This window comes from Ramlibacter sp., assembly GCF_028291745.1.
Classification (GTDB): Bacteria; Pseudomonadota; Gammaproteobacteria; order Burkholderiales; family Burkholderiaceae_C; genus Ramlibacter.
The window spans coordinates 19,725-30,748 of the sequence record NZ_JAQGNQ010000138.1; the positions used below are offsets into that span (position 1 = coordinate 19,725).

Sequence of the window (11,024 nt, forward strand, 5' to 3'; positions counted from 1 at the left end):
GCGCGCATCGGCCGGATGCTTGCGCCCGGGTAGCCGCGCGAATCGGTTCAGACGAAGCCGATCTGCCGGGCCTCGCGCACTTCGGGCTTGATGCGGTGTTCGGCCTCCAGCTGCTCGAGGAATTCTTCGGCCGTGAGCTGCGCGGCCAGGATCTCGATCTGCCGCTTCACCGCCGCGAAGTCACCCGGGCAAAGCTGCTCCATCTTCGCCAGCCGCGCGAGCGCCTCCGGCGTCAGCAGCGCGGCCTCGCCGGCCAGCGCCTCGGTCACGAACATGCGTTCGCGCTGCGGCGCGGTCAGCGGCTTGAAGCGGATCTTGAAGGCGAAGCGCCGCAGCGCCGCCTGGTCGATGCGCTCCATCAGGTTGGTGGTGCAGATGAAGATGCCGGCAAAGCGCTCCATGCCCTGCAGCATCTCGTTCACCTCGGTCACCTCGTAGGTGCGCTGGGCGCCGCGCCGGTCCTGCAGGAAGCTGTCGGCCTCGTCCAGCAACAGCACAGCCTTTTCCGCCTCCGCCTCGCGGAACATGCCCGCCATGTTCTGCTCGGTCTCGCCAACGAACTTGCTCATGAGGTCGCTCGCCTGCTTGATCAGGAGCGGCCGGTCGAGGCTGCGGGCGATGTGTTCCGCCAGCGCCGTCTTGCCGGTGCCGGGCGCACCGTAGAAGCACAAGGTGCCGTGGCCGCGCGCCTTCAGCGCATTGACGATGCGGGGCAGCTCGAAGCGCGACTCGACGTTCAACATCTCCAGGTCGTAGGTCGTCACACTGGGGCGCATGCCGGCATCGCCGCTGCGGGTGCCGAGCGCGCGGTCGGCGTTGCGCAGTTGCCGGGCTATCAGGTCCTCGACCGACACGCCCTCCGCGGACGCCAGCCCCGCAAAGCGCACCGCCGTGCGGATCTGCGCCGGCGTCAAACCCTTGCGCTCGGTCAGCTTGGCGACGAAGCCCTCGGACACGCTCACGCCATCCAGCGTCTTGCGCACCAGGCCCTCGCGCGCACCGGGCGGCGGTGACTTCAATTCGAGGTGATAGGCAAAGCGGCGCCGGAACGCGGGATCGATCTGCTCGATGCGGTTGGTGACCCAGACGGTCGGCACCGGATTCGATTCGAGGATCTGGTTGACCCACGCCTTGCCGCTCACGCTGCCGGAGGGCGGCGCCACCACCTGCTCGGCGCGCGCCATCCATTGCGCGGCCTCGTTGGAGATGGGCGGGAACACGTCTTCGACCTCGTCGAACAGCAGCGCCGCCTGGGAGCTGCCCTTGAGGAACACCTGCGCGATCTGCAGCGAGCGATAGCGGTCGCGGCCGCTCAGCGAATTGCCGTCCCGGTCGGCGTATTCGACCTCGAAGAGCTCGAGGCCGGCGGCCTGCGCGACCACCTTGGCAAGCTCGGTCTTGCCGGTGCCGGGCGGGCCGTACAGCAGCACGTTGACGCCCGGCTCCTTGCGATCGATGGCGTTGCGCAGCAAGGCCCGCAGCACGCGCGCGTCCTCCTCGACGAAGCCGAAGTCGTCCAGCGTCAGCTCGCTCTTGGCGCAGGGCCGCGTGAAGACGGCCATCAACTCGCTCTGGTCGCGGTATTCGCGCATCAGCACCGGCGGCAGCTTTTCGCTGACCTTCATCAGGTCGGCCAGATCCGTGATGTTGTGTTCGGAGATCAGGTTCTCGACCAGGCCGATGCGTTCGAGCCGCGAGCCGGCGCGCAGGGCCTCGCCGACATCGGCCGCATTGACGCCCGCCACCTCCGCGATCGCGGCATACGCCTCGGGCGCGTTGTTCACCTTGAATTCCACCAGCAGGCTGCGCAGGTCGCGCTGGTAGCGCGCGAGCGTGCCGTACAGCAGCAGCGCGCGCTCCGCCTTGTTCAACTGCAGCAGGCTGGCCAAGGCGTCGATGTTCTTCTCCACCAGCGTGGAGTGCTTCTTCAGCGCATGCGTCAGCCACTCGCCGGTGATGGTCAGGACCGACAGCAGGTCCTTGGGCTGGTCCTTGGCGTATTCATCCAGGTAGAAGAACAGCGTGCCTTCTTCGTAGGGGCCGCGCCAGACACCGTGGCGGTCCAGGAACTCCCGCGGGCTGAGCTGCTCGTGGCCGCGCCAGAATTCGTTGTCCTTGCAACGGCGCCCGAGAAACTCGCGCAGGCGGTCGAGCGAGGGTGCCGGCCACGCCAGGTGGCGCCCGGCCAGCGAGAGCAGGCCGTTCAGGTCGCGGCGCACGTTGAACTTGGCGCCCTGCTTGGCGGCCAGCGTCAGCACGAAGTGCGAGCACATCAGGTCCAGGACGGGGGCGTCCTTCAGACCCGGTGAGGGGAGCACTTGCAGATCCAGCGAACGCTTGGCCAATCGACCTCCGTGAACAGGGGCGGCTTACGATAACGCGACCTGATGCTACATGGAAGCCGCACGGACGTGGCACCGTCCACCGCCGGCGGATGGCCGCCGGCACAATGGGCCCATGATCGGCCTGCCAGACGTCCGTGCCGCCGCTGCCCGCCTGCACGGGCAGGTGCTGAACACGCCCTGCGTGGAGTCGCGCATGCTCTCGCAGGTGGCCGGCTGCCAGGTGTACCTGAAGTTCGAGAACCTGCAGTTCACGGCCTCCTTCAAGGAGCGCGGAGCCTGCAACAAGCTCGTCCAGCTGAGCCAGGAGGAGCGGGCGCGGGGTGTCATCGCCATGAGCGCCGGCAACCATGCGCAGGGGGTGGCCTATCACGCCCAGCGCATCGGCATCCGTGCCCTGATCGTCATGCCGCGCTTCACCCCCATGGTGAAGGTGGAGCGCACCCGCAGCTTCGGGGCCGAGGTGGTGCTGCATGGCGACACGCTGGAAGAATCGCGCGCCCACGCGTTCGATCTGGCCGCGCAGGAGCAGCTGGTGTTCGTCCACCCTTACGACGACGACGCCATCATCGCCGGCCAGGGCACGGTCGCCCTGGAGATGCTGGAGGCCGTGCCCCAGCTCGACACGCTGGTGGTCGCCATCGGCGGCGGCGGGCTGATCGGCGGCATCGCGGCGGCGGCCAAGGCGCTCAAGCCGGGCATTCGGGTGATCGGCGTGCAGACGCTGCGGTTTCCGAACATGTACAACGCGGTGAAGGGCGCAGCGCTGCCGCAGGGCGAATCGACCATCGCGGAAGGCATTGCGGTGGGCCGGCCGGGCCAGTTCACGCAGCCCCTGGTGGAGCGCTATGTCGACGACATCGTGCTGGTGGACGAGGGCGACGTCGAGCAGGCCATCGTGATGCTGCTGGACATCGAGAAGACCCTGGTCGAAGGAGCCGGCGCGGCGCCGCTGGCCGCGGTGATGAAGGAACCGGAGCGGCATGCCGGCCGCATGGTCGGGCTGGTGCTGGGCGGCGGCAACATCGATCCCATGCTGCTGGCGGCGATCATCCAGCGCGGCATGGTGCGGGCCGGCCGGCTGGCGCGGCTGAAGGTCTGCGCGCGCGACGTGCCGGGTTCGCTGGCGCACATCACCTCGGTGGTGAGCAGTGCCGGCGCCAACATCGACGAGGTTCACCACCAGCGGGCCTTCACCATGCTGGCGGCGCAGAACGTCGAGATCCAGCTCGTCGTTCAGACACGCGGCCGCGCCCACGTGCAGGCGCTGCTGGAGGCGCTGCGCGGCGCCGGTTTCCAGGCGGAAGAGGAGTGACGAGCCCCGCTTGGCCCCTGCGCCGACGGGGCGAGGCCAACGCAGGGGCTAGAATCGACCGGTTCAGGAGATCCACAGGAAGACATTCATGGTGAGCCCCAACGAGCCCCCCCAGCACGGTCACGACTACGAGCCGCAAGACGCAGTGGAATCCGTGGTGCCGATGATCCCCATCGTGCTGCCCATGGTGGGGGCCGCGCTCATGTTCCTGCTGGCCTTCATCGCGATCTACATGGCCTGACCGGCCACCAGCCCGTTCTCCCACCAAGCCCCCTGGCAGCAATGCCCGGGGGCTTGTTCGTTTTCAGGCTTTACGGACGGGCGCATAAGGCCATGCGTTTTTTGCATGGATCCGTCCCGTAACTTTGCAACCTCGGCAGGCGCGCTCCCTAAAATGGTTGTTCCAGCCGCCCGGTTGCCGGCAGCCGCCGCCGACCGGGACCAGGCCTGTTTTCAAAGGGCGCACACCGGGCTGCAAGCGCTGCGCTCCTTTTGAAAACAAGCTTTCAACTTAGGAGCATCGCGTATGAATTCTCCCGTCATGCAGGGTCTGAACCTGGAGACCCCGGCCTTCGTCAAGAACGCCCGCCTGATCGCCTGGGTCGCCGACATGGTCGCCCTGTGCAAGCCGGACCAGGTCTACTGGTGCGACGGCAGCAAGGAGGAATACGACCGCCTCTGCCAGCAGCTGGTGGACAAGGGCACGTTCACGAAACTGAACCCGGCCAAGCGCCCCGGATCCTTCCTGGCCAATTCCGATCCGAGCGACGTGGCCCGGGTGGAAGACCGCACCTTCATCTGCTCGCACAAGAAAGATGACGCGGGCCCGACCAACAACTGGGTCGACCCGAAGGAAATGCGCGCCACCCTGCAGCCGCTGTTCGACGGCTGCATGCGCGGTCGCACGATGTACGTCGTGCCTTTCTCGATGGGCCCGCTCGGCTCCAACATCGCCCACGTCGGCGTGGAGCTTTCCGACAGCGCGTACGTGGCGGTCAACATGCGCCTCATGACGCGCATGGGCAAGGCGGTCTACGACGTGCTTGGCGTCAATGGCGAATTCGTGCCCTGCGTGCACACCATCGGCGCGCCGCTGCAGCCGGGCGAGACGGACCAGACCTCCTGGCCGTGCAACAAGACCAAGTACATCGTCCACTATCCCGAGACGCGCGAGATCTGGTCCTTCGGTTCCGGCTACGGCGGCAACGCGCTGCTGGGCAAGAAGTGCTTCGCCCTGCGCATCGCCTCCAACATGGGCCGGGACCAGGGCTGGCTGGCCGAGCACATGCTGATTCTCGGGGTGACCAATCCCGAAGGCAGGAAGTACCACGTGGCCGCGGCCTTCCCCTCCGCCTGCGGCAAGACCAACTTCGCCATGATGATCCCGCCCAAGGGCTTCGAGGGCTGGAAGGTCACCACCATCGGCGACGACATCGCCTGGATCAAGCCGAACGCGGACGGCCGCCTGTATGCAATCAACCCCGAGGCGGGCTACTTCGGGGTGGCCCCGGGCACGAACTACAAGACGAACCCGAACTGCATGGCTTCGCTCAAGCAGGACGTGATCTACACCAACGTGGCCCTGACCGACGACGGCGACGTCTGGTGGGAAGGCATGGACGGCGAGCCGCCGGCCCACGCCATCGACTGGCAGGGCAAGGACTGGACGCCGCAGCTCGCGAAGGAAACCGGCGCCAAGGCCGCTCACCCGAACGCCCGCTTCACCGTGGCCGCGACCAACAACCCGGCGCTCGATCCCGCCTGGGACGACCCGGCCGGCGTGGCTATCGATGCCTTCATCTTCGGTGGCCGCCGCTCCACCACCGTGCCGCTGGTGACCGAAGCGAACGACTGGGTCGAAGGCGTCTACATGGCCGCGACCATGGGCTCGGAGACCACTGCGGCCATCATGGGCCAGCAAGGCGTGGTGCGGCGCGACCCGTTCGCGATGCTGCCCTTCACGGGCTACAACATGTCCGACTACTTCCAGCACTGGCTGAACCTGGGCAAGAAGCTGGAGGCGTCCGGCGCCAAGCTGCCGAAGATCTTCACGACCAACTGGTTCCGCAAGGGCGAGGACGGCAAGATCGTCTGGCCCGGCTACGGCGAGAACATGCGCGTGCTCAAGTGGATGATCGATCGCCTCGAAGGCAAGGTGCGCGGCGACCGCCACGCCTTCGGCATCAGCCCCAGCTACCAGGAACTGAACTGGGAAGGCCTGCCCTTCACCAAGGCGCAGTTCGACCAGGTCATCGACATCGACCTGCCGGCCTGGGAAAAAGAGCTGCAGCTGCACCACGAGCTGTTCCAGCAACTGGCGCACCACCTGCCCTCCGAGCTGAAGGAAACCAAGGCGAAGATCGAGCAGCGCCTGGCGGCCTGAGCCGGATTGAACAAAAGCAAAAGCCACCGCGAGCGGTGGCTTTTGTCGTTTTGCGGCAGCTGTGGGCGGATCGTCAAGCGCCGCGGGTCGGCGGCAGCTGGGATGGCGTGACGGCGGCGATCTGGCGGGCCTGCCACTTGCGCATGCGTTCCTGGTGCCGCTTGCGCGCCAGCCGGTGCGACCACGCGTCGAGCGCGGCCAGCAGTCGGCCGGGCAGGCGATGGATCAGGTGCCTGACCACGCCCACCGGAACGGGGGCTGGCATGGTGTGCTCGCTCAGCCGCGGGCGCCGCGCAGGGCGTCCTGGCTCATCGCACGGCTCAGGTCGGCCATGATGCGGGCGTCGCTGAGCGCCAGGCTCCACAGCTGGTCGTCGGCACGACGCTGGCGGCGGGCTTCGCCCCAGGCGGCCATGCCACGGCCGACGGCGCCGACCGTCCGGGTGACGGGCGAGCCGAGAAAGGCCAGGACGCCGATCAGCACGTCGGCGGCAAAGTTGCCGGCGGCCTCGGCGCCAGCGGCGCCGCGCGGCACGTTGCCGAATTGGCTGGGGTATTCGATGTTGGCGGTACGTGTCATTTTTGCTTGCTCCCTTGCGGCGATATTGCCGCTTTAATGACCCCGATACTAGGGTAGACCCTGATATTCGTCTACTTTGGATTAGTGATGCCTATCATTCGCCAAGCAAATGAAAGCACCGAACTTCCGCACCCTCGACCTGAACCTGCTGCGCGTCTTCGACCAGGTCATGGCTGAACGCAACCTGACGCGCGCGGCCCGCAATCTCTCGATGACCCAGCCGGCCGTGAGCAATGCCTTGAACCGCCTGCGCGAGGCCCTGGGCGACCGGCTGGTCGCGCGCAGCGGTTACGGCGTCGAACCGACCGCCCGGGCCCTGGCGCTCTGGCCCTCGGTGGGGGAAGCGCTGCGCCAGCTCGAGGCCTCGATCGCGCCCAGCAACTTCGTCGCGGCGGAGGCGACCAGCAGCTTCACGCTGGCGATGGCCGATTCGACGGCCGCCGAAGTCGTGCCCGGGTTGATGCTCATCCTGGAGCGGGAGGCGCCGGGCATCTCGCTGCGCATGCTGCCGCTCACCACGCGTGACCCGCGGCTGGTGCTCGACGAGGGCACGGCGGATCTGGCGGTCGGCTACTTCCCGGCGGTGCTCGCCGACCTCACGGCCCAGGCGCAAGGCGGCGGCATCGTCGCCTTCGAGCACGAACGGCTCTACGACGGTGTCTACGTGTGCGTCATGCGCAAGGGCCACGAACTGGAACACGGGACGCTGGACCTCGACACGTTCTGTGCCGCGCGCCACATGCTCGTGAGCTTCTCCGGCCGGCCCTACGGTTTCATCGACGAGGCACTCGCCTCGGCCGGCCGGCAACGCCGCGTCGTTCTCACGGTCAACCAGTTCTTCACCGCCGCGCGGGTGGTGGAGACCTCGGACCTGCTCACCGTGCTGCCGCGCCACTTCATCCGCGTGACCGGGCGCGAGCAGGACCTGGTGCAGCGGCCCCTGCCCTTCCAGGTGCCGCGGGTGCACGTCGATTCGCTCTGGCATCGCCGGCAGGCGTTGCGGCCCGATCACGCCTGGCTGCGGCAGGCAGTGGCCCAGGCCGCGCGCAAGGACATCGCCGAAGGCGAGCGCGACACGACTGGCTAGCGCCTGGCATGTGCCTTGCAGGTCGCCTCGTCCGGCACTTCGCCGCCAAGGAGCCTCCATGACCCGTCTCGCGTCCGGCGACCGCCGCCGCTTCCTGCAGGTGGCTGCCGCCGGTGCCGCCGCGGCCACGCTGCCGGTGTTTGCCGCCTGGCCGGAGCGGCCGATCAAGATCGTCGTCACCTTTCCGCCGGGAGGCGCCAGCGACATCGTCGCGCGCGTCCTCGGCGAACAGCTCGCGCCCAAGCTGGACCAGGCCGTGGTGATCGACAACCGCCCGGGCGCCGGCGGCAGCGTCGGCGGGCAGGTAGTGACGCAGGCCGCGCCGGACGGCTACACGCTGATGCTGTCCAATTCGACGCCGATCTCGATCGGCCCGTTTGCGCTGGACAAGCAGCCCTACGACCCGGTCGACGGCTTCACGCACATCGCCCTGATCGGCACGGCGCCCTGCGTGGTCATGGCCAATCCGAAGTCCGGGCTGAAGACGCTCGCCGACCTGGAGGCCCTGGCCCGCAAGAACGGCCGCCTGGACTTCGGCTCCGGCGGCCCGGCCTCGGTCGGCCACATCTACGGCGAGCTGATGAAAAAGGAACTGGGACTCAACCTGGTGCACGTCCCCTACCGCGGCGGTGCACCCATGACCACCGACCTGATCGCCGGCGTGGTGCCGGTCGGCATCGACGTGATCACCGCCTTCGTGCCCTACTTCAAGGGCGGGCAGATCGTGCCCCTGGCAGTGACCACCGCCACCCGCTCGCCGCTGGCGCCCGATGTGCCGAGCGTGGTGGAGACGGGCCACCAGAAGCTGGTGCTGGACAACTTCTTCGGCCTCTCCGGGCCGCCGCGCATGCCGGCCGATGTGGTGACAAGGCTGCATGACGCGGTCAACGAGATCCTGGCGAGCAACGACATCAAGCGCAGGATGGTCGAACTGGGGATCACCGTCGCGCCCGCGAGCCAGCCTGCCTTTGTCGCCTACGTGAAGGCGCAGGTGGGGCAACTCGCGCCGACGGTGAAGGCTGCGGGCGTCAGGCTCTGAGCCCTCAACCGGGTGGAGGGCGCGCCAGGGGAGCGCGGACTATAGAGTCGCCGCGACAGTGGCACCCAGGAGAACGGCATGGACGGACCCGGCGACGCGGTGGTGAACCCCCCGGCGGCTGCCCGCCACCCGGCGCGCTTCATCGAAAGGCGGTGGCCCTGGGCATTCGCCGCTTTTCTGCTCGTGATCCTCCTCGTGCTCGCCGCGGCGCTGGCCTTCGGCGGCCCTCACACGCCGCCGGCGATGCCCAGCATCAACGATCCGTTCAAGGGGGCAGACCTCTCGCACCTGCCGCCCCGGCGCACCTACACCGGAGAGGACGGCACCCCGCTCGCCTATCGCGCCTATTCCCCCGAAGGCACGGCGGCGCTCGGCAGCGTCGTGCTGGTGCACGGCTCGTCAGCCAGCAGCGAGAGCATGCACCTGCTGGCCACCGCCTATGCCAAGGCGGGCTATCCCGTCTATTCGCTCGACATGCGCGGCCACGGCGCCTCGGGCAGCAAGGGCCACATCGCCTACATCGGCCAGCTCGACGATGATCTCGCGCGCTTCCTTGCCAGCGTGCGGCCGCCCGCGCCCGTGACGCTGGTGGGCTTCTCCGCCGGCGCCGGCTTCGTGCTGCGCGTGGCGGGCGGGGCGAGGCAGGAGGCGATTCAGAGCTGCGTGCTGCTCTCACCTTTCCTCGGCCAGGGCGCACCCAACGAGCGGCCCGGCAACGGTGGCTGGGTCGACGTGGGGATCCCCCGCGTCGTCGCGCTGAGCCTGCTCCACATGATGCACGTCGAGGTCTTCCAGGAACTCCCCGTCTTGCGGTTCGCGCTCAACGAGAAGGCGCGGGGCTTGCTCACGCCGGAATACTCGTTCGCGCTGGCGGCCAACTTCCGCCCCCCGCGCGACTACGCCGGCACAATTCGCTCGGTGCAGCGCCCCTGTGCCGTGCTCGGCGGCAGCGCCGACGAGGCTTTCGACACCAGCAAGCTCGAAGGCGTCTTCCGCGCCAACGGAAAGGATTGGCCGGTCACCCTGGTGCCCGGCGTCAATCACATCGGCCTGATCACGCAACCGCGGGCGGTGGAGGCCGCCGTGCAAGCGGTGCAGGCCTTGCGCGCCGGGGGCGGTTAGCGCCGGCTGCCACTCACTCGCACGCAGGCGCGCAAGCGGCCCGGTCCCGCTTGTGCGCCCGCTCGCCCACAATGGCGGCGTGAAGATCCAGCTGATGTCCGACCTGCATCTCGAGAACAACCCCGGCTTCGTGCCGACGCCAGCCGCCGGCGCCGAGCTGCTGGTGCTGGCCGGCGACATCGGCTCCTACCAGCGCGGCTCGCAACTCGACAACCCCGAATTCGGCCTGAGCCGCTTTTCGCCGCGCCGGGGCTGGCCGGTGCCGGTGCTGTACGTGCCGGGCAACCACGAGTACGACGCGCTCGATTTCGACGAGACGCATGCCCTCCTGCGCGAGACCTGCGAGCGCCTGGGCATCACCTGGCTGGAACGCGAGGAGCACATCGTCGGCGACGTGCGCTTCGTCGGCACCACCTTGTGGGCCGACTTCGATGCCCTGGTGCGGCGCCCGGGGGCCCCCGAGCCGACGCTGCAGCAAGTGCTCAGGCAAAGGCACAAGGCCTTTCGCGCCGCCAACTTCTATGTGAGCAAGGCCGGCGCCATGCGTCATGGCCAGCCCTGGCTGGCCGAGGGCTGGCGCGAACAGGCGCTGCCCTGCGAAGCGTGGCTGCGCGCCGCGCTGGCGCGCCCGTTCGACGGCATCACCGTGGTCGTGACGCACTTCGCGCCCAGCCTGCGCAGTGCCGACCCGCGCTATGGCGTGACGCCGGCCACCGCCGGCTTCTGCAATTCGCTGGACGACTTGCTGCCGCTGGCGGATTACTGGCTACATGGCCACCTGCATTGCCGGCAGGATTACCTGGTGGACGGTTGCCGCGTGCTCGCCAACACCCTGGGGTACGCCAGCAAGGGCGAGCAGGAGGCGTTTCGCCCCACCTTCGTGCTGGACCTGCATGCCGCGCGCGCGGCGAGCTAGGCAGATCTCCTAGGGCCTGTTCACGCTATTTCCAGGGGCGCGTTGCGATTCCAAGGGGCCAGGCGCAAGGCGCGAGGCCGCTGCTGGGGTCACCCCCAGCATGGCCTCGCAACTAAGCGGATGGCCCCTTGGAATCGCAACCCGAAGGGAAGGGGTCGCATCGGGCGCCACTCCGCGTTGCCCGGCTTGCCCGCACGCGAGTGCGGGCTGCCCCGTGCGCCTTGATTGGCGCCCGATGCGA

At 68.3% G+C, this 11,024-nt stretch carries 10 protein-coding genes; 7 read left to right on the forward strand and 3 right to left on the reverse strand.

The annotated features are described in order from the left end of the window. Positions 1-47 precede the first annotated feature (47 nt). A complete protein-coding gene (locus JWP60_RS25325; RefSeq protein ID WP_299797908.1) occupies positions 48-2,345 on the reverse strand; it encodes an AAA family ATPase in 2,298 nt (765 codons plus the stop codon). Between the two features lie 112 nt (positions 2,346-2,457). On the opposite strand from JWP60_RS25325, the gene JWP60_RS25330 reads away from it, so the two are divergent. From JWP60_RS25330 to JWP60_RS25340, 3 genes are all read left to right on the forward strand, one after another. Then, the gene (locus JWP60_RS25330; RefSeq protein WP_299797911.1) at positions 2,458-3,657 is read left to right on the forward strand and encodes a threonine ammonia-lyase; all 1,200 of its coding nucleotides are present in this window, start codon (positions 2,458-2,460) and stop codon (positions 3,655-3,657) included. Between the two features lie 88 nt (positions 3,658-3,745). Beyond that, complete coding sequence (locus JWP60_RS25335; RefSeq protein WP_299797913.1) at positions 3,746-3,898, forward strand: hypothetical protein; 153 nt, start codon at positions 3,746-3,748, stop codon at positions 3,896-3,898. Positions 3,899-4,183: 285 nt separating this feature from the next. Then, positions 4,184-6,040 carry a phosphoenolpyruvate carboxykinase (GTP) gene (locus tag JWP60_RS25340; RefSeq protein WP_299797916.1) on the forward strand — a complete coding sequence of 619 codons (1,857 nt, stop codon included), beginning with the start codon at positions 4,184-4,186 and terminating at the stop codon, positions 6,038-6,040. Between the two features lie 73 nt (positions 6,041-6,113). On the opposite strand, the gene JWP60_RS25345 is transcribed toward JWP60_RS25340, so the two are convergent. Together JWP60_RS25345 and JWP60_RS25350 are read right to left on the reverse strand one after the other, a co-directional pair. Next, positions 6,114-6,305, reverse strand: a complete 192-nt coding sequence (locus JWP60_RS25345; protein ID WP_299797919.1) for a hypothetical protein — start codon at positions 6,303-6,305, stop codon at positions 6,114-6,116. An 11-nt stretch (positions 6,306-6,316) separates the two neighbouring features. Next, positions 6,317-6,619: a hypothetical protein gene (locus JWP60_RS25350; protein ID WP_299797922.1), complete on the reverse strand. Its 303-nt coding sequence runs from the start codon at positions 6,617-6,619 to the stop codon at positions 6,317-6,319. Between the two features lie 109 nt (positions 6,620-6,728). Here JWP60_RS25350 and JWP60_RS25355 point away from each other — a divergent pair, with 109 nt between their 5' ends. The 4 genes from JWP60_RS25355 (at position 6,729) to JWP60_RS25370 (ending at position 10,783) form a co-directional block, all read left to right on the forward strand. Then, positions 6,729-7,706, forward strand: coding sequence for a LysR family transcriptional regulator (locus JWP60_RS25355; RefSeq protein WP_299797925.1), 978 nt, complete (start codon positions 6,729-6,731; stop codon positions 7,704-7,706). A gap of 58 nt (positions 7,707-7,764) precedes the next feature. After that, positions 7,765-8,745: a tripartite tricarboxylate transporter substrate binding protein gene (locus tag JWP60_RS25360; RefSeq protein ID WP_299797927.1), complete on the forward strand. Its 981-nt coding sequence runs from the start codon at positions 7,765-7,767 to the stop codon at positions 8,743-8,745. Positions 8,746-8,823: 78 nt separating this feature from the next. After that, positions 8,824-9,867 (forward strand): alpha/beta hydrolase, encoded by a 1,044-nt coding sequence (locus JWP60_RS25365; protein WP_299797931.1) that lies wholly within the window; start codon positions 8,824-8,826, stop codon positions 9,865-9,867. A gap of 79 nt (positions 9,868-9,946) precedes the next feature. Continuing rightward, positions 9,947-10,783: a metallophosphoesterase gene (locus JWP60_RS25370; protein ID WP_299797934.1), complete on the forward strand. Its 837-nt coding sequence runs from the start codon at positions 9,947-9,949 to the stop codon at positions 10,781-10,783. Positions 10,784-11,024: the final 241 nt, after the last annotated feature.

Coding starts and splice junctions, on each gene's coding strand:
- JWP60_RS25340 (WP_299797916.1), top strand. CDS start 4,184: ATGAATTCTCCCGTCATGCAGGGTCTGAACCTGGAGACCCCGGCCTTC.
- JWP60_RS25335 (WP_299797913.1), top strand. CDS start 3,746: ATGGTGAGCCCCAACGAGCCCCCCCAGCACGGTCACGACTACGAGCCG.
- JWP60_RS25355 (WP_299797925.1), top strand. CDS start 6,729: ATGAAAGCACCGAACTTCCGCACCCTCGACCTGAACCTGCTGCGCGTC.
- JWP60_RS25345 (WP_299797919.1), bottom strand. CDS start 6,305: ATGCCAGCCCCCGTTCCGGTGGGCGTGGTCAGGCACCTGATCCATCGC.
- JWP60_RS25330 (WP_299797911.1), top strand. CDS start 2,458: ATGATCGGCCTGCCAGACGTCCGTGCCGCCGCTGCCCGCCTGCACGGG.
- JWP60_RS25365 (WP_299797931.1), top strand. CDS start 8,824: ATGGACGGACCCGGCGACGCGGTGGTGAACCCCCCGGCGGCTGCCCGC.
- JWP60_RS25350 (WP_299797922.1), bottom strand. CDS start 6,619: ATGACACGTACCGCCAACATCGAATACCCCAGCCAATTCGGCAACGTG.
- JWP60_RS25360 (WP_299797927.1), top strand. CDS start 7,765: ATGACCCGTCTCGCGTCCGGCGACCGCCGCCGCTTCCTGCAGGTGGCT.